Origin of the sequence: Marinobacter sp. UBA2688, from assembly GCF_002352785.1 — a bacterium.
Taxonomy (GTDB): Bacteria; Pseudomonadota; Gammaproteobacteria; order Pseudomonadales; family Oleiphilaceae; genus Marinobacter; species Marinobacter salarius.
This window is the reverse complement of the sequence record NZ_DELU01000021.1, coordinates 31,272-49,559: the sequence shown is the minus strand read 5'-3', so window position 1 is coordinate 49,559 and position 18,288 is coordinate 31,272. Positions and strand designations below refer to the sequence as shown.

The window sequence follows — 18,288 nt, the reverse complement described above, 5'->3', positions numbered from 1 at the left end:
AGCCGCGGTCTTTACTGACCGACGGATGCGACAATAGTGATCTGTTTGTTATCCGGAATTTCCTGGTACGACAGTACATGCAGACGCTCTACTCCGTAGCTGGCAAATTTCGCCAGTACCGGGCGCAAGGGCCCTGAAACCAATAGAATCGCCGGCTTGCCCAACATCTCCTGGCGCTGAACGCTGTCCTGGAGCGACCGCTGAAGCTTCTCAACCATATTTGGCTCCAGCACCAGCCCGATGTCTTCCTGACCGCCGGATTGTTGACTCTGCTGCATGGACTTCAGCAATAACTGTTCCAAGTCTGGATCCAGAGTGATCACCGGGATCTCTGTGTCGTTGCCACAGATACTCTGGACAATCATCCGGCGCAGTGACTGGCGGGCAACCGTGGTCAGCAGCTTCGGGTCCTGGCTCTTCGGATGAACGTTCACGATCGCTTCGGCAATAGAGCGCATGTCACGGATCGGCACTTCCTCTTTCAGCAGGTTCTGCAGCACCTTCAGCAGCAGGCTGATGGAAATGGTGGTGGGTACCAGTTCTTCCGCCAGCTTTGGAGATACTTTCTCGAGCTGTTCCAGCCACTTCTGGACTTCCTCATGGCCAAGCAGTTCGTGGGCGTGTTTCTGGAGGATCTGGTTGAGGTGTGTTGCCACTACGGTACTGGCGTCCACGACGGTATAACCGAGGGTCTGTGCCTGGTCTTTCTTGTCCGGTTCGATCCAACTGGCGTCCAGGCCAAAGGCGGGGTCTTTGCCCTCTATCCCCTCGATCTTGCCGAACACCTGACCTGGGTCTATCGCCAGTTCACGGTCCGGATGGATTTCTGCCTCGGCAATGGTCACCCCCATCAGGGTGATGCGATAAACATTGGGCATCAGGTCGAGGTTGTCGCGAATATGGACCGAAGGCATCAGGAAGCCCAGATCCTGTGAGAGCTTTTTGCGAACGCCCTTGATGCGGCTGAGAAGCTGACCACCCTGGGACTTATCCACCAGGGGAATCAGGCGATAGCCCACCTCCAGGCCCACGACATCCACGGTGGCCACATCGTCCCAACCGAGTTCCCGGGTTTCCCCCGGCGGCGGCAGCTGGGCACTGTGTTCACCGCCCTCACCACCGGGCGGCAGGTCGCGCCCCGGGCCTGCCGGACGGGCACCACCGCCCCGGACCGGGAACACACCATCTTCCTCAACGGTCTGGCGCTCCTGTTGCCATATGTACCAGGCAATACCACCGGCAATCGCGCCCAGACCAAGGAATGCCACGTGCGGCATGCCAGGAATCAGGCCAAGGATGATGAGGATAACGGCAGCGATACCCAGCGCCTTGGGAGCGTTGAACATTTGTTGCAGTATCTGCCCGCCCATGTCCTGGCTGGACGTTACCCGGGTAACCATGATCGCTGCAGACGTCGACAGCAACAGTGACGGAATCTGTGCCACCAGGCCGTCACCAATGGTCAGTAGTGCGTAGTTCTGTGTAGCGGTACCAAAATCGAGACTGTGCTGAAGCATACCGATGGCAATGCCACCGATCAGGTTGATGGCCAGGATCAACAGGCCGGCAATGGCGTCGCCCTTGACGAATTTACTGGCGCCGTCCATGGAGCCGTAGAAATCGGCCTCCTGGGCGATTTCAGCCCGGCGATGCTTGGCTTCTTCCTGGTTGATAAGACCGGCATTAAGGTCGGCATCGATAGCCATCTGCTTACCCGGCATGGCATCCAGGGTGAAACGCGCGCTGACTTCAGACACCCGGCCGGCACCTTTGGTGACCACCAGGAAGTTGATGATCATGAGAATGGCGAAGACCACCAGGCCAACCGCGTAGTTACCGCCGATGAGGACCGCGCCGAACGATTCGATCACCTTACCGGCCGCATCACCGCCCTCATGGCCGTTGAGCAGAACAATCCGCGTGGAGGCAACGTTGAGCGCCAGCCTCAACAGTGTTGCCACCAACAACACTGTCGGAAAGGAGGCAAACTCCATCGGCCGCAAGGCGTAGACACACACCAGCAGGATCACGATCGACAAGGTGATGTTGAAGGTGAAGAAAACGTCCAGCATGAACGCCGGCATGGGGAGAATCATCATGCCCAGCAATCCCATCAACATCACGGGAATGCCGATATTACCCCGCGTCAGGGATTTGACATTATTGAGGACTAGCGCTCGGTCCATGCCGGGAAACTCTCCGATTGGCGGTTAACCGCAGGGGTGTGCGGGTCGTTTTTTTGACGCAGACGCATCGTTTGACGGGGTATTCGCAAGATCCGTACCACCCCTTACGGCTTTTCTTGTCACCGCGCCTGACGGACTCGGCAAGATACGGTATCCTTGCGCCATTTGCTGGCGTCTTTACTGCGCCCACAACCACATCATCGACCCAGACGCAAAGGTGAGCCCATGCCAATTCACGAGGTCAAGCACCCCCTTATCCGCCATAAACTCGGCCTGATGCGCCGCTCAGACATCAGCACCAAGAATTTCCGGGAGCTGGCTCAGGAAGTCGGTGCCCTGTTGACGTACGAGGCCACCAAAGACTTCTCGCTGCAGAAGAAAACCATTGAAGGCTGGGCGGGCCCGGTGGAAATTGAACAGATCCAGGGCAAGAAAATCACCATCGTGCCAATCCTGCGGGCCGGCCTGGGTATGCTGGACGGCGTGCTCACCCTGATTCCTGGTGCCCGGGTAAGCGTCGTGGGCCAGGTACGCAACGAGGAAACCCTGGAAGCCAGCACCTATCTTGAAAAGCTGGTAGGCGAACTGGATGAGCGCATGGCGATGATCATCGACCCCATGCTGGCCACCGGCGGTTCCATGATCTCTACCATCGACCTGCTGAAGAAAGCCGGTAGCAACGAGATCCGCGCCCTGGTTCTGGTTGCAGCGCCGGAAGGCGTGGAAAAGGTGCTGGAGAAACATCCAGATGTGTCGATCTACACCGCATCAATCGATGACAGGCTGAATGAAAAAGGCTACATCCTTCCGGGGCTTGGCGACGCCGGCGACAAAATCTTCGGCACCAAGCAGAAGGACGTTTAATCATGCAGGACCATAGCACCGACCCGGTCTGGAAACAGGCCATTGCCGGCTCACAGATGCTGCTGGTGGCTTTTGGCGCACTGGTACTGATGCCTCTGATTACCGGCCTCGACCCCAACGTTGCGTTGTTCACCGCCGGTATTGGCACGCTGATTTTCCACATCGTCACCGGCGGCCAGATTCCCATTTTCCTGGCTTCATCCTTCGCCTTTATCGCCCCGATCATTGCCGCCAAGGGGCGCTTCGGCCTTGAGGAGACACTCGGTGGCCTGATGGCTGCGGGCATCCTCTATATCATTTTAAGTGGCGCGGTACGTCTGCGCGGTACCGGTTTCATCACCCGCCTGCTGCCCCCGGTGGTCATCGGTCCGGTGATCATGGTCATCGGCCTTGGCCTGGCGCCGGTGGCTGTCCACATGGCGTCCGGCCGCACCGGCGATGGCGCGCAACAACTGGTGCCCTACGACACCGCTATCTGGATTGCGATGATCTCCCTGGCCGTGACCGTGATTATGGCGGTCTGGTCCAGCGGCATCTTCCGCCTGATCCCGATAATGTTCGGCATTATTGTCGGGTACATTCTGTCGGCCTTTGCCGGCATCGTGGACCTGTCACCCATCACCAACGCGCCCTGGTTCGCCATCCCCAACTTTGTGGCGCCGGAGTTCAGCTGGGCAGCCATCCTGTTCATGATTCCCGTGGCCATCGCACCGGCCATTGAACACATTGGCGACATCCTCGCCATCGGTACCGTTACCCGCAAAAACTATCTGGAGAAGCCCGGCCTGCACCGCACCCTGCTGGGCGATGGCCTTGCCACCAGTGCTGCCTCAGCCCTTGGTGGCCCACCCAACACCACCTATTCAGAGGTTACGGGCGCGGTGGTGCTGACCAAGAACTTTAATCCCAAAGTCATGATCTGGGCGGCGTGCATTGCCATCGTGCTGGCGTTCATCGGCAAGTTCGGCGCAGCACTGCAAACCATCCCGGCGCCGGTGATGGGCGGCATCCTGTGCCTGCTGTTCGGCTCTATTGCCGTTGTCGGTCTGAATACCCTGATTCGTCACCAGGTCGACCTGTCGCAGGCACGCAACCTGGTCATCGTTGCCGTCACTCTGGTCTTCGGGATTGGTGGCATGGCGATTGGTAACCTGGAGGGCATCGCCCTTTGCGCGGTGGTTGCCATAGCCCTCAACCTGATCCTGCCAGGCAAAGGCGAAGCATGGGGCGCAAGGATTCATGAGAAAGACACCCACTGACGGCCGACCCATGAAAATGGCTGACAGCTCCGGCATCAGCTTTACCGCCCTCTATACCGGTGCCGTATGGCACCGGTACGGCCTTTCCGACGACGTGCTTGCGACGGATCAGGGGCGCTGGCTGTATCACCTGATGACGCCCTTCGAGGTCGGCAGCAAAACACTCATCGGCGGCAACATCCGCACCTTCCTGCTGCAGCGCCACATGATCATCGATCACCTGATAGAACAGGCCCTCGAACGTGGCGTCACCCAGGTTCTGGAAATTGCCTGCGGAATGTCTCCAAGGGGCATCCGCTTGCGGGAAAAGCACCCACACCTCCATATGGTGGAAGCCGACCTCCCTGACATGGCCACCAAAAAAGCCGCACGACTCCTGGCCTCCGGCCGCCTGGGCGATCACCATCAGGTAATGCCCATCGATATCCTGGCGGAATCCGGTGAACAGACGCTGGAGGCGGTTTTCGAGAGAGTGTTCGACAGCAAAGAACCGGTGGTTGTCGTCACCGAAGGACTGACCAGTTATTTTTCCTTGCCGGTTATTTCCGAATTCTGGAAACGCCTGGCGGCACTGCTGCAACAGCGCCCGGGTTCGGTCTACCTGTCTGAAAGCTACCTGATGCCGAACCAGCCGCTGCTACGCGGTGCCCTGAAATCTCTCGGTGGACTGCTAAGCACGGTTACCCGCAGTGATGTCAGCTTCCACTTCCTGCACGACCAGCAAGCTGCTGAGCACTTCGGTGCCTGCGGCTTTCCCTCCGTTACCGTCCACAACCCTGCTAACCTCTACGGCCAACTTCCAATTCCGGAGAGCCGCCGTGATCCTATGGTTCGGGTTATTGAGGCCTCGGTGTAACCTGCTTTTAGCCTTCCGGTTTGGCGTTAACGGGTGTGCGAAAGGGACTCCCAAAAAACGCCCGTGAATACGTCCCTGTAGGGCTCGGTCGCGCCATCCATGGCGCTCCACGTTTTTGGGAGCCCCTTCCCCACACCCTCTCGGGCAACATCGATATCGCAAGCAAAGTAAGTAATCAGATTGGTCCTATTGTGATATCTGTGATGACAGAAGTGGCTCTGCGGGTGGGCTGCCCAAAACTGTACGGAGCCATGGATGGCGGAGTCCAAGCGTCACATGGATGTGCCGAAGGAGCGTGTTTTGGGCAGCCCACCCGCAGAGCCACCTCCCCCAAACCATCAGGCTAGACAGCAGGCCAGCACCAAGCTACACATCGCGCCGCAAATCCGAAGGAATCGGAAACTTCGGCATCTGGGGCTTCTCGCCCCGTCCCTTACGGAATTGACGAAGCTGGAACACATAGGCAAGCACCTGGGCGATCGCCATGTACAGGCCATCCGGGATTTCACCCCCGATGTCAGTGTTGTGGTAAACCGCCCGCGCCAAGGGTGGCGTGCGGAGAATCTCCACTTTGTTCTCGCGGGCAATCTCCATGATCTTGAAGGCCGTTTCGTCCGACCCTTTCGCCACCACAATCGGCGCCGCCATCTTCTTTTGATCGTACTTCAAAGCCACCGCATAATGCGTCGGGTTAGTGATCACCACATCCGCGCCCGGCACATCCTGCATCATCCGACGTTGAGCCATCTCACGCTGCAACTGACGGATCTTGCCCTTCACTTCCGGCTTGCCTTCCGTATCCTTGTATTCGTCTTTCACCTCCTGCTTGGTCATGCGCAGCTTTTTCTGGTGATCAAAGATCTGGAACGGCACGTCGATCGCGGCAATGACGATGGTGGCACAGGCAAGGATGAAAAAGCTCCAGGCCATGGTCCACACAACATGCTCCATGGCCGATCTCGCAGGCTCTTCAGCGATGCTAAGCAGGTCATCCGTACGCAGGTTCAATATCAGGATCGCTACCGCCATCACCAGGCCGACTTTCAGGATGGCTTTGACCAGTTCAATCAGCGAACGCATGGAGAACATGCGCTTGAGACCTTTGAGAGGGTCCATTCTATTGAGCTTGGGGGCGATGGCTTTTCCGCTGACCAGCAGACCACCAATACCAATCGAGCCTGCGACTGCAGCGACGAGCAAGAGGATCAGCAAGGGCGCCAGGGACAGGGCGGCCTCCTTGGTGGAGGCAATCAGCTGGACGCTCATATGCCGGGTGTCGAAGATGGCGGAGCGCTCCAACACGAAGCTGTCGCGCATGATACTTTCCAGGGAAGCGCCCATTGACGCGCCAAACATCAGCAGGCCGCCGGCACCAGCCAACAGAACAGCCATGGTCGCCAGTTCCTTGGAACGCGCAGTCTGGCCGTCCTCCCTGGCTTTCTCAAGCCTTCGGGGGGTGGCCTCTTCGGTTTTTTCCTGGCTGTTGTCGTTTTCTTCGGCCATGGTTTTCCGTCGTTACTAAGGCTGCCCTTGCAGGTTTCGCATGAACTCAAACGTCTCCCGGGTGTACTGCTCGAAATGTGGCAGAAAATTGGCGTGCAGCACCCATATGGCAAATAAACCAAAAATCAGGCCAATCGGAAAACCCAGGGCAAAAATGTTCATCTGGGGAGCAGCACGTGTCATAACCCCAAAGGAAATATTCACGATAAACACGGCAGTGACAGCAGGAAGGGCCAGCAATATAGCGGACACAAATATCCAGCTGATGCGATGGGCAAGCTGCCACACACCAGTCTGCCCCAAACCTTCCAGGCCAATGGGGATGGTACGGAAGCTCTCTATGAAAACTTCGAACGCCACCAGGTGCCCGTTCATCGCCAGATACAGCAAAGTAATGGTGATGGTGTAGATCTGCGCCAGCACCGGCACACTCACGCCGTTGGCCGGATCAACCATGGAGGCAAAACCAAGCCCCATTTGCATGGCGATCATCTGGCCGGCCACAACAAACAGCTGGAACAGGGCCGTCAGGGCAAATCCCATACCCACACCGATGAGGATCTGCTGCAAGGTGATCACAACCCCGTCAGCACTGAATGCATCCACCTGAGGCACGGGCGGGATCATGGGCACTACCAAGATAGTGATAATAAGAGCGAGCCCTAAACGAACCCGTGCCGGGACAAGCTGGGTGCCGATAAAGGGAATGACCATCATGAAGCTGGCCAGCCGGAACAGCGGCCACAGGTGTTGACCTACCCACTGGTTGATCAGGTCGGCTGATATCTCCGTGGGCATGCCGGGTCAGCCGATCAGGTAAGGAATGCTGGTGATCAGCCGGTTTGCATGATCAAGGAGCTGGGTCAGCATCCACGGACCAGCAACGATAATGGTGATCAGTGTCACCAGCAGCCGGGGCAGGAAGCTGAGGGTCTGTTCGTTGATCTGGGTGGCGGCCTGGAAGGTACTGACCACAAGACCAATCACCAGGCCTGGCCCAATAATCAGGCTTGCCAACAGCACGATCATCCACAGAGCTTCACGCAGAATGTCGATAACGGTTTCGGGTGTCATGGTCGGCTCTCCCCTATATCCCGTAACTGGCGGCCAGCGTGCCCATGATCAGGGCCCAGCCGTCCACCAGCACAAACAGCATGATTTTGAACGGTAGTGAAATGATGATCGGAGACAACATCATCATACCCATCGCCATCAGTACGCTGGCGACCACCATGTCGATAATCAGAAACGGAATAAACAGGATGAATCCGATCTGGAACGCGGTTTTCAGTTCGCTGGTCACGAAGGCCGGCAGCAGCACCCAAAAAGAGACGTCTTCAGCGGTGTCGTATTCTTCGTCGGCGATACGCATGAACAGGCCCAGGTCGCTCTCCCGGGTTTGTGCCAGCATGAACTTCCGGAAGGGCTGACTGGCCTGCTCAACCGCCTCCAACGAGCTGAGTTCTTCCTGCATGTACGGCTGCAGAGCCACTTCGTTCACCTCTTCCAGGACCGGCTTCATGATGAAGATGGTCAGGAACAGTGTCAGGCCGAGAAGGATCTGGTTGGAAGGCGTGGACTGCAGCCCAAGAGCCTGACGCAGGATTGCGAACACCACGATGATGCGGGTGAACGACGTCATCATCATCAGCATGGCAGGCAGGAACGTCAGCGCCGTCATCAGCGCCAGGATTTGCAGGGATACGGAGTATTCCTGAACGCCCTCTTCCTCGCCCGGCGTTACCGTAAAGGCCGGAATACCGGGTATATCCGCCAGCGCAGTGGGCGCCCAGGCCGTAAGAATGAAAAGGGTCAGTAACGCCAGGATGCGCCCGGACACAGGTACCGCCATGTCAGGAACCTTCCTTCGATGAAGAACCGGAGCCCCAGGATTTCCCGATCATGCCTTGGAGTTTACGGGCGAAATCACTGGACACAGGATCACCGGCACTGACGACCGGCTCATCAAACACATGCAAAGTGCGAATGGCTGAAGGCGTAACACCAATCAGAATCTGTTTGCCACCGACTTCGACCAGGGCAATCCGCTCACGCGTGCCCATGGGCATCACCGAAACCACCTTGATAGCCCGGGTGTTGCCGCCCGTCATCCCGCTCATGCGACGCACAATCCAGGCACAACCAAAGATAATGGCAATCACCGCCAGCAGGCCCACGCCCAGCGTCAGCATGGTGGCCACGGTATCCGGTGCGCTGGCAACTTCCCGGGCCGGCCCTTCCTGCTCCTGAGCGCGCGTCAAGGCAGGCATAAAGGCCGCCAGTAACACGCCGGGAACGCCATAACGGACAGCAAAACGATGCACCCGCACCATCCTATTTCTGCAACCGCTTAATGCGTTCGCCGGGGCTGATGACGTCCGTCAGGCGGATGCCGAACTTCTCGTTCACCATGACCACTTCGCCGTGGGCAATCAGGGTGCCATTGACCAGCACGTCCAGCGGCTCACCCGCCAGCCGGTCCAGTTCAATGACCGAGCCCTGATTCAACTGCAACAGGTTGCGAATCGGAATCTGGGTGTTACCCACTTCCATGGAAATGGTCACGGGAATATCGAGGATGACATCCAGGTCCGGTGCGGGACCAGTGCCCTGGCTGAAGTTCGATCCCTCCGGAAACTCTTCCATAGGTGCCGCACGGACATTATCTTTGGCGTCGTCGCTGCCGTCATCGTCGTCGGTTTCTCCAGCCTCTGCCATGGCCGCAGCCCACTCGTCCTCGCGGCCATCTTCGTCGGCATCCCCCGACTCTTCCATGGCGGATTCCCACTCGGCGGCAAGCTTCTCGTCTTCGCTGAGTTCCTGCTCGTCTTTCTTATCGTCGTCAGCCATTGCGTCCCACCTTCAGTTGTTTTTTCACTTTGGGCACCGTCGCCCGGTCATGAATCCTTAGCGCCAGCTTGCCATCACGGGTTCCCATCGTGGCTTTGTAGACCGGAATGCCATTGGCAGTCAGGGTCAGTAACTCGGGGATTTCCACGGGGATGATGTCACCTTCCTTCAGTTTGGCAATATCGCGAAGAGAAATGCGTCGGCGGCAAACCGTGGTGTTAATGGGAACATTCACGTCCTTGATATCTTCCTGAAGCGCACTGACCCAGCGTTCATCCACGTCGTCAATGTCGCTCTGGACGCCAGCGTCCAGCACATCCCTTATGGGTTCAATCATGGAGTACGGCAGCGCCATGTGCAGCTCGCCACCACCACCATCAAGCTCAATGTGGAAGGTGCTCACAACCACCACCTCACTGGGGCTGACGATGTTGGCCATGGCCGGGTTGACTTCGGAACTGAGGTACTCGAAATCCACCTTCAACACCGCATGCCAGGCTTCCCGCATGTCATGAAACACCTGGTCAAGCACCATCTGTACGATACGGGTTTCCGTCGGGGTAAATTCGCGGCCCTCGATTTTGGCGTGTCGGCCTTCCCCGCCGAAGAAGTTGTCCACCAGCTTGAAGACCAGCTTGGCGTCCAGCACAAACAGCGAAGTCCCCCGAAGCGGGCGAACCTTGCAGAGGTTGAGGCTGGTGGGCACGTACAGGGTGTGGATGTACTCGCCGAACTTCATGATCTGAACACCACCGGTGGACACATCGGCGTTGCGGCGCAACAGATTGAACAGGCTGATCCGGGTATAGCGGGCGAAACGCTCGTTGATCATTTCCAGTGTGGGCATCCTGCCACGGACAATGCGGTCCTGGCTGGCAAGGTCGTAGGACTTGATACCGGCTTCGTCGGTTTCATCATAGGTATCAATGTCGCCGTCATCCACACCATGGAGGAGCGCGTCAATTTCGTCCTGTGACAGTAAGTCCTGCATACGTTTCTCTGCCTGTGATGTCCGCCCTACCGGGCGCTGTTGCATTCTTTAGCTTGCCCTAGATTGTCTCTAGTACATTGCTAATGCATTTCTAACGCATTCTCTACTGAACGACAAAGTTCCTGAACAGCACGGCCAGCAAGGGCGGCTCCCCTTCCTGTTCTAGCGCGCTGTTAACGGTCGCCAGCATATCATCGGCCAGCGCCTTCCGGCCTTCCGGCGTCTGTAACTCGTTAAAGTCCCTGCCACCGAGTACGCCGATCAGTTTGCTGCGAAGCAATGGCATATGCTGGTTGGCCGCAGCCAGTGCTGCCGGGTCCTGAGCCTCGAAAGCCAGATATACCTGGGCATAGCGTTGCCGCCCTTCGGCCTGCACTGTCGTGACCAGGGCCTTCTCCAGCACCGTGTAGGTGCTGGGCACAAACACTTCAACCTGCTCCGAGCTGTCTTCCTGTTCTGCATCAGCCATGCCCGGGATGCCACCGCCCAGAAACCACATGGTACCAACGACTGACAACCCGACCGCCAGAACAATCACCACGGTCAGCATCAGTATCAGTTTGAGCTTGCCTTTCTTTGCCGGCGCCTCAGGGGGCGCATTGTTTTCAGCCATAACGTAGGTCTGCCAGAAATCCGTCAACCGGAACGGTTATAAAGAGGTTTAAGCAAAGGACGGGCCAGATAACCCCATCCTCCCTATCAGAACAGCAGTTTAGCGTTGCTGGGGAGGATGGGCAAAGGGAGAGTGATGCAGAATCATCAGGTGAAGGGGTGCCGAGGTCAGGCGAAGATATCAACTTCGCCTTTCCAAGTCAGATCAAGGGATTCAGATGGAAGATCCTGTTCGTCCAGGCCGCCATCGGCAAGTACTGCCCTCTCGTCCTTGCTGCCCTCCCCGGCATTGTCCTCGCCGGCTTGCTGCTGCGATGAATCACTGACGTCAAACTGGTCCAGTGACAGTCCCTGCTCACTCAGCATGTCCCTGAGACGGTGGCTGTGCAGTTCAAGCTGGTCCCGCACGGCCTGGTTGGCGGAATGAACGGTAATGTGTGCCTGCTCCTGCTGAACCTGAACCCTGACTTCCATGGGCCCCATATCAGGCGGTGTGAGATGTATTTCGGCGACAGACATATTTCGTGCTGTCAGCCAGGTCAGCTTTCCGACGAGCTTGTCCCCCCACTCCGCGTGACTGACCGGTACATCAATAGAGGTGGTATACCCTCGCAAGTTGGCGACCTCTGCAGGCAGCTTTGCCGTATTCGGATTGGCCAGCTGCTGGTTAGCCAACTCTGCAGCGGCCTGGAAACGCACCGCGCCTTGCAGCGATGGGGTTTCCTGAGGACGCGATGCGTCTGCCGCCACACCCGACAACAAAGCGTCGGTCAATGCCAGGCCCGGCGCAGCGCCTGAACCACTTCCCTGCACTGTCGACAGGGCCTGTTTGCCTGCGGTATTGCCAGGCAGGCCTGCAATCATTCCGGCAAATGCTTGCACACCCGGCAGTGCGCCACTACCGGCACCCGGGTTGCCGCCCGACACTGCCGTGGTGTTCCCCCCCGCCGGCATCAGCAGAGCCTGAAGTTCAGCGAATGTCAGGGGAACAACCTCCTTCGGCGCCTCCTGATCCGCTAACGATGGAGACTCAGCTTCCCCAGATGGAGCGGCCTCCTCTTTTTCTGCAGTCGGTTTTTCCGGAGCCCCTTCCTTGCCCTGAACCTCCGAGTTGTCAGCCTGGGCATTGGTTCGCGGTTCCTCAGGGTCATCGGCGGGTTTGCTTTCGCTTTTGTCCCGGCCGGCCTGGTCGGCACGGCCAGTATCCTCGGCCCGAGCCTGATCACGCTTTTCAGCCTGTTTTCGATCGATTCGTTGCTGCTCCTCACGAGACACGGAATCAAACGGACTATCGCCGTTTTTTTCCCGATTGCCTGAGACGCTTTTCGAACCGTTATCGGCCTGTGGACCCTGTGGGGAAGCCTGGGGAAGAACCATTTGGGACATGGCAACCTCTTGCCGCTTTTACTGGATGACGGTGGAATCTGAACGCTGCAGACGCCCTTTCAGTGCGCTAATCCTGCTTTTCAGCGCACCTGTACGGTATCAAAGCAAAAGCGATGCCATTCGTTCACGTCACGCAATAAAACGCTTGAGTGTGCCCTCAACCTGTCGGAATTCATTCTCGATGTCGTCGAGCATTGCTCCGGCCTGTGACAATTGATTGTCGCGGCCCGCCTTTTCCGCCTCGAAACAAAGTTCGCCCAGTCGAGGGGCACCAATATTGATGCAACTGCCTTTGAAGCTGTGAGCGGATTTTGCGAACGCGTCAGCATCCGATTTTTCCAGTGCCGACCGCAGATGCGCAATACGGTCAGAGGAATCATGGAGGTAAGTATTGATCAGAATGTCGAACTCATTCTCCATGACTTCCTGCAACTCGGCCAACGCTTCTTCATCAAGGTGTGGTTTGTCCGTCATGACCAACCCCCTGGTTGTTGGGTGATACTGCCCTCACGGCCAGTAACCTCAGAAAAATACCAATCATATACAATTTCAGCCTTGGTGCCATGTTCCCGGTAATTCAGGGAACGCCCAATTTTTTGTAACAACAGCAAACCTCTGCCTGAATAGCGGCGCTCATCTTCGGCCTCCGGACGCACACTGCTGAAATCAAAGCCACTGCCACTGTCTTCGCAGACAATAACCAGCTGCCCGCCCCTGTCTGTCATGGTATGGGTCAACGTAAAGCGTATAAAGTGGCCCGCCACATCGGCCAGCCTCCGCTCACGTTCAGCGTAGTAGTGCCCGAATCCGTCGGGTGTCGCCTTCCAGTCCGAGCACAAGCCAAGCACACCGTGTTCCAGTGCGTTGCTGTACAGCTCAGACAACAGCGTATATATCTCGCCACTCTTCCGGCGCAGCCCCGGCACCTCCATGCAGATATGCAGCAGCAAAGGCAGGGGGCTGAACTGCCCCAGGGTTCGATCCTGAACCTCGTACACACAGCGCCACTCCGACGGCCCCTCCAGTGCGGACTGGGGCAGTCGATCGGAAATACCAACCAGTTCCGCGTCTTCCGCCATTCGCAGGCTGATCAACGTCAGGTCGTCCTGTTCAGGCTGATTTCCGGTAAAGGTACGAATGCCGGCCATAATGGTTTCAAACGGTGACCCCTGTCGGCTCATTTCGTCGAGAGAGCGGGCAAGGCGCTGCTCTCCATACATCTCACCCTGATGGTTCTCAGCCTCCATCACACCGTCTGTCATCATCAGCAAGGTATCACCCGGCTCGGTATGGAACACATCCATACCCGCATCAAACCGTGCACTGCCGAGCACCCCCAAGGGCAGGTGCCGTGAAACAATGGTTTCACGCGCTCCATCCTTTCTCAGTAACACTCCGTCAGGGAGCCCTCCATTCCAGATCTGCAGCTGGTTCAGGTGAAAATCCGCCTGGATCATGGCTGCACAACAGAACATTCCGGTGGGCAGTATCCGGCCCAGTTTCTGGTTGATCTCCCGGAGTACATCGCTGCCACTGAATCCCTTGCTGGTCATGCCGTAGAAAATTTCCGCCACGGGCATGGCGCCGATGGCGGCCGGCAGGCCATGACCAGTGAAATCCCCAATCAGTATTTGCATGCCGCCAGCCGGGCGTGGACAGGCGAACAGCACGTCGCCGTTGAAAATTGACATTGGCGACGCATGAAAGCGGATATTGGGCGCGTCCAGACAACCGGTATGGGCAACGTTGTCAAACACCCGCTTCGCAACCTTCTGCTCTTCCAATAGCGTGCTGTTGCGTTCGCGAATCAGATCCCGGTGATGGCTCAGGGTGCGGTGCATCAACCGCATGCGATTGAAGGCGTTAATCTTGGCTTCAATGATGATGCGATTGTAGGGTTTGGTCAGAAAATCGTCGCCGCCAGCCTCCAGGCAACGAGCCAGGGCGCCGGCGTCCGACAATGATGTCAGGAAAATCAGGGGAACCAACTGCTCTCCCGCCAGCACCTTGATCTGCCGGGCGGCCTCCATCCCATCCATAACCGGCATCAATGCATCCAGCAGGACGATGTCTGGCGCAGACTTGCGGAAAATATTGACGGCTTCCAGTCCGTTTTCGGCGTCTTCAACCTCGTGACCAAGGCGGCGCAACAGGGTTTTGAGTATCAGACGATCACTGTGGCTGTCATCGGCAATGAGAATCCGGAGTGGCCGGTTTTCTGGGAGTGGATCATCCACATCGGGCCTCCGTGACGTCTTCCCCGGGTGATTCAGCGAATCGCGAACAATTGTTCAAAGTTGGAGATTGACAGAATACGACGCACATCGCTGTTGCAGTTTTCGATGCGAATCCGGGCACGGTCACCCCCCGCGTAGTCACGCAGCAACAGCAACATGCCTAGGGCGGAACTGTCGAGGTAGGTGGTGTCCGAAAGATCGACGACAAAGCAGCTCACCTTTTCGTCGCCATGTTCGTACGCATCACGAAACGCCTGATGGGTGCTGAAATCGAAACGCCCTTCAATTTTTATGGTCAGGGTCTGGCCATCGTCACTGCGATGCGTATGAATCGGCATTCCGGAGCCTCCATGGTATGCGTGCCGGGTAACGGGAAATGACAGGTGTGCCCAGAGCACCCTGACATAAAGGATAGCTTACAACACCGAATTTGCATCCGCCGTTTGCCATTTGGCAACCCGCTCAGCGCCGCCTCGCCAGTATCCGCCCGGCGGCTTCGTCCATTTGCTTCTGGTCCCTGACATCCTGCTCCCGCTGCTCGTGCCGGCGACAGGTTTCAATGTACTTTTCCATTCCCCGGCGCCGCTCCCAGGCCCTCTGCCATTCTTCCCGGCACGCCTGGAGCCGTTCTGCCGCCTGTGTCAGCAGTTTCTGCTGTTGCACAATCACCTGATCCAACTGGGCTATAAACGCCTGCCAGCCCTGGAGGCGAGCAACAGACACCACACCTTTCTGGCTACTGCGGATCTGTTCCCGGTATTCCCGCTGATACCGCTCAAGGTTTTCTATCTGCTGGCGCTGGGCTTCATGATGCTGCTGTGCTTCCGCCATTTTTTCCAAAGCGGCCTTTTCTTTACGTTCTTCCAGAGTGAGCACGACCGAAAGGCGCTGGGACCTGAGCATCACCTACCACCTCCATCGGCCTGTGGCGGGGTCTTGGGGCGATCGGGAGAGCGTCTTTCCGGCACCACCGCAAGCAACTGCTGGATGCTGTCCTCCAACGGTGCGCTTTCGTTCAACCCCTGCTGGAGGAACTGTCCCATGTTGCCGATATGGGTGATGGCAAAATCGGTTTCAGGATCTGATCCTTTTACATAGGCCCCGACACTGATCAGGTCCCTGGCCTGCTGATAGCGGGAGTAGACCTGTTTGAAGCGCTGGGCGCGGGCAAAATGTTCGGTCTCGGTCACCTGCGGCATTACCCGGCTGATGGACGCCTCCACATCGATGGCGGGGTAATGGCCTTCTTCCGCCAATCGCCGGGACAGCACAATGTGGCCATCCAGGATCGCCCGCGCGGCGTCCGCGATAGGATCCTGCTGGTCATCGCCTTCCGTCAGTACGGTATAGAATGCAGTAATAGAGCCACCACCAGGCCTGCCATTGCCGGTACGCTCCACCAGTTGCGGCAATTTGGCGAAGACCGAAGGCGGATAGCCCTTGGTGGCTGGAGGCTCGCCGACGGCCAGGGCAATTTCCCGCTGGGCCTGTGCATAGCGGGTCAATGAATCCATCAACAGCAATACCCGCTTGCCCTGATCCCGGTAGTATTCCGCAATCCGGGTGGTCAGCATGGCAGCACGCAGGCGCATCAGTGGTGAGTCATCGGCGGGGGAGGCAACCACAACAGAGCGGGCAAGCCCTTCGTCCCCAAGGATATCCTCAATGAACTCTTTAACCTCACGGCCCCGTTCGCCGATCAGGCCAACCACCGTGATATCCGCGTTGGTGAAGCGGGTCATCATACCCAAGAGAACACTCTTGCCAACGCCGCTGCCGGCAAACAGGCCCAGGCGCTGCCCCTGGCCGACGGTCATCAGTGAATTGATAGCCCGGATACCCACATCCATGGACTGACGCACCGGCGCACGGTCCAGCGGGTTGATGATATCGCCACTGAGAGACACGCGGGCCTCCGCCTGCAGCGGGCCCTTGCCGTCCAGTGGCTCGCCGTTGCCGTTGACCACCCGCCCCAGCAACTCCGGGCCGACCGGCACCCGGCTGGCTACCGACAACGGCACCACCCTGGCTCCAGGGCGCAACCCCTCTATGGCCGTAAGCGGCATCAGATAGACACGGTCATCCTCAAAACCCACCACTTCCGCTTCCACGGTGCCGGCGCCCTGCCCGGTAATCACGCAGCGGTCGCCGACCACCATGGGGCAACCCACACATTCCAGGGTAAGGCCTACCATGCGCGTCAGCCGCCCGGACAGTTCCGGCTGGGGGTCTTCGGTAAAGTAATCCTGCAGTCGTGTCAGGCGTTCAGCCAGGTGTGCTGTCATGGCCTTCATCCTCGTCGGAGTCAAGCACATCGTGCCGGAAGTCGGTCAGATCGCCCATCATGGCATCAAGCTCTTCCCCCTCACCGGCGGATTCGGTGTCCAGTTGGCGGTCCAGCATGCCCTGAACGGCCTTCTGGAAGCGTTTTTCCACCGTGAAGTCCACCAGGCTGTGGCGGGTTTCCAGCTTGCAACCGCCCCGAAGAACAGAAGCATCTTCGACAATGGAGGTCGCCGCCTCGAACCTGTCGGCAACCTCACTGACCCATTGATAGTCATCCGGATGAATATGGATGCGCACGTTTTCCGTTGTAGATGGTAGCGCCGTCATCGCCTTGCGGACCACGTCGGTAATGTGGGAAGAATCCAACGACAGCTCCCGGAAAACCACGGAGCGCGCAAGAACGGTCGTCAGATTGACCAACGCCGTTTCCACCTCGTCTTCATGGCGTTTGATTGGTTCCAGTAATTCGCCAAGCAAATGCTCCAGCCGGTCCAGCTTGGCATCCACCTCCTTGCGGGTGTCCGCCAGGCCTTCCTCCGCGCCCTGCTCGCGGCCCTCGGCAAGCCCTGCTTCAAAGCCTTCCCGGTGCCCCTGCTCACGACCTTCGCTCAGCCCCGCCTGATACCCTGCGTCACGGCCTTCCGCATGACCGTCTTCACGGGCCGCCTGGCGGATCTCCTCAATATCAGCGGCGGTCAACGGCTTTACGTCGCGGTCTTCTTCCTGCGCGATTTCATTGCCGCGCGCATCCAACAGCGGAAGCTCCCAACGCTCGTAGGCCGTGAGGTTTTCCTTGGGAATGCGATCGAGGTTGCGACGGGGATCTTTCATCACATCATTTCTTCGCCAGCACCACCAAGGGTGATCTCACCAGCTTCAGCCATACGACGGGCAATGGTAATAATGTCCTTCTGGGCAGACTCCACTTCACTGACCCGTACCGGCCCCTTGGCCTCCAGGTCATCCTGCAGAAGTTCTGCGGCCCGCTTGGACATGTTCTTGAAGATTTTCTCCTGAACGGCGTCATCGGCGCCCTTGAGCGCGACGACCAGCACCTCGGAAGACACTTCCCGCAGCAACGCCTGAATACCACGGTCGTCAATGTCCTTGAGGTTATCGAAGACAAACATCAAGTCCTCGATTGTGGACGCCAGGTCCGGGTCCATGTCCTTGATGGAATCCATCAGGCCGCCTTCAACGCTGCGATCCATGAAGTTCATGATGTCAGCCGCCCGTTTGACCCCGCCGATGCGGCTGG

The 18,288-nt window shown here is 57.9% G+C and carries 20 protein-coding genes; 3 read left to right on the top strand and 17 right to left on the bottom strand.

Annotated features, from left to right (window positions below):
* Positions 1 to 11: 11 nt before the first annotated feature.
* Complete coding sequence (gene flhA / locus B3M52_RS09670) at positions 12 to 2,186, bottom strand: flagellar biosynthesis protein FlhA (protein WP_036204858.1); 2,175 nt, start codon at positions 2,184 to 2,186, stop codon at positions 12 to 14.
* 225 nt (positions 2,187 to 2,411) lie between these two features.
* Here flhA and upp point away from each other — a divergent pair, with 225 nt between their 5' ends.
* From upp to B3M52_RS09655, 3 genes are read left to right on the top strand one after another with little or no spacing between them, the layout of a single operon-like run.
* A complete protein-coding gene (gene upp, locus B3M52_RS09665; RefSeq protein ID WP_036204856.1) occupies positions 2,412 to 3,050 on the top strand; it encodes a uracil phosphoribosyltransferase in 639 nt (212 codons plus the stop codon).
* Between the two features lie 2 nt (positions 3,051 to 3,052).
* The gene (locus B3M52_RS09660; RefSeq protein ID WP_007153962.1) at positions 3,053 to 4,309 is read left to right on the top strand and encodes a uracil-xanthine permease family protein; all 1,257 of its coding nucleotides are present in this window, start codon (positions 3,053 to 3,055) and stop codon (positions 4,307 to 4,309) included.
* Positions 4,290 to 5,165, top strand: coding sequence for a class I SAM-dependent methyltransferase (locus B3M52_RS09655; protein WP_227544166.1), 876 nt, complete (start codon positions 4,290 to 4,292; stop codon positions 5,163 to 5,165). Before B3M52_RS09660 ends, B3M52_RS09655 begins: the two co-directional genes overlap by 20 nt.
* 366 nt (positions 5,166 to 5,531) lie before the next feature.
* On the opposite strand, the gene flhB is transcribed toward B3M52_RS09655, so the two are convergent.
* The 16 genes from flhB to B3M52_RS09575 form a co-directional block, all read right to left on the bottom strand.
* Positions 5,532 to 6,668: a flagellar biosynthesis protein FlhB gene (flhB, locus tag B3M52_RS09650; protein ID WP_036204851.1), complete on the bottom strand. Its 1,137-nt coding sequence runs from the start codon at positions 6,666 to 6,668 to the stop codon at positions 5,532 to 5,534.
* A 15-nt stretch (positions 6,669 to 6,683) separates the two neighbouring features.
* Positions 6,684 to 7,466: a flagellar biosynthetic protein FliR gene (gene fliR, locus B3M52_RS09645; protein WP_036204848.1), complete on the bottom strand. Its 783-nt coding sequence runs from the start codon at positions 7,464 to 7,466 to the stop codon at positions 6,684 to 6,686.
* Between the two features lie 6 nt (positions 7,467 to 7,472).
* Positions 7,473 to 7,742: a flagellar biosynthesis protein FliQ gene (gene fliQ, locus B3M52_RS09640; RefSeq protein ID WP_007155167.1), complete on the bottom strand. Its 270-nt coding sequence runs from the start codon at positions 7,740 to 7,742 to the stop codon at positions 7,473 to 7,475.
* A 13-nt stretch (positions 7,743 to 7,755) separates the two neighbouring features.
* Positions 7,756 to 8,520: a flagellar type III secretion system pore protein FliP gene (fliP, locus tag B3M52_RS09635; protein ID WP_051946660.1), complete on the bottom strand. Its 765-nt coding sequence runs from the start codon at positions 8,518 to 8,520 to the stop codon at positions 7,756 to 7,758.
* A gap of 1 nt (position 8,521) precedes the next feature.
* On the bottom strand, positions 8,522 to 8,938 hold the full coding sequence (fliO, locus tag B3M52_RS09630) for a flagellar biosynthetic protein FliO (protein WP_051946792.1): 417 nt from the start codon (positions 8,936 to 8,938) through the stop codon (positions 8,522 to 8,524).
* 64 nt (positions 8,939 to 9,002) lie between these two features.
* On the bottom strand, positions 9,003 to 9,518 hold the full coding sequence (fliN, locus tag B3M52_RS09625) for a flagellar motor switch protein FliN (protein WP_036204846.1): 516 nt from the start codon (positions 9,516 to 9,518) through the stop codon (positions 9,003 to 9,005).
* The gene (fliM, locus tag B3M52_RS09620; protein WP_007155171.1) at positions 9,511 to 10,509 is read right to left on the bottom strand and encodes a flagellar motor switch protein FliM; all 999 of its coding nucleotides are present in this window, start codon (positions 10,507 to 10,509) and stop codon (positions 9,511 to 9,513) included. Before fliM ends, fliN begins: the two co-directional genes overlap by 8 nt.
* A 103-nt stretch (positions 10,510 to 10,612) precedes the next feature.
* Positions 10,613 to 11,122, bottom strand: a complete 510-nt coding sequence (locus B3M52_RS09615) for a flagellar basal body-associated FliL family protein (protein WP_036204845.1) — start codon at positions 11,120 to 11,122, stop codon at positions 10,613 to 10,615.
* A 167-nt stretch (positions 11,123 to 11,289) separates the two neighbouring features.
* Positions 11,290 to 12,507: a flagellar hook-length control protein FliK gene (locus B3M52_RS09610; protein WP_075194740.1), complete on the bottom strand. Its 1,218-nt coding sequence runs from the start codon at positions 12,505 to 12,507 to the stop codon at positions 11,290 to 11,292.
* A gap of 129 nt (positions 12,508 to 12,636) precedes the next feature.
* Positions 12,637 to 12,981, bottom strand: a complete 345-nt coding sequence (locus tag B3M52_RS09605) for an Hpt domain-containing protein (RefSeq protein ID WP_036204841.1) — start codon at positions 12,979 to 12,981, stop codon at positions 12,637 to 12,639.
* The gene (locus B3M52_RS09600) at positions 12,978 to 14,744 is read right to left on the bottom strand and encodes an ATP-binding SpoIIE family protein phosphatase (protein WP_036204839.1); all 1,767 of its coding nucleotides are present in this window, start codon (positions 14,742 to 14,744) and stop codon (positions 12,978 to 12,980) included. Before B3M52_RS09600 ends, B3M52_RS09605 begins: the two co-directional genes overlap by 4 nt.
* Before the next feature lie 32 nt (positions 14,745 to 14,776).
* Positions 14,777 to 15,082 (bottom strand): STAS domain-containing protein, encoded by a 306-nt coding sequence (locus tag B3M52_RS09595; protein ID WP_036204837.1) that lies wholly within the window; start codon positions 15,080 to 15,082, stop codon positions 14,777 to 14,779.
* Between the two features lie 124 nt (positions 15,083 to 15,206).
* Complete coding sequence (gene fliJ, locus B3M52_RS09590) at positions 15,207 to 15,647, bottom strand: flagellar export protein FliJ (RefSeq protein WP_075194739.1); 441 nt, start codon at positions 15,645 to 15,647, stop codon at positions 15,207 to 15,209.
* Positions 15,647 to 17,038, bottom strand: a complete 1,392-nt coding sequence (gene fliI, locus B3M52_RS09585) for a flagellar protein export ATPase FliI (RefSeq protein WP_227517887.1) — start codon at positions 17,036 to 17,038, stop codon at positions 15,647 to 15,649. Before fliI ends, fliJ begins: the two co-directional genes overlap by 1 nt.
* Positions 17,010 to 17,861 (bottom strand): flagellar assembly protein FliH, encoded by an 852-nt coding sequence (locus tag B3M52_RS09580; RefSeq protein ID WP_036204831.1) that lies wholly within the window; start codon positions 17,859 to 17,861, stop codon positions 17,010 to 17,012. Before B3M52_RS09580 ends, fliI begins: the two co-directional genes overlap by 29 nt.
* Positions 17,861 to 18,288 (bottom strand): FliG C-terminal domain-containing protein (locus tag B3M52_RS09575; RefSeq protein ID WP_286749456.1); only part of this gene is annotated, 428 nt, incomplete at its 5' end. The genes B3M52_RS09580 and B3M52_RS09575, both read right to left, overlap by 1 nt.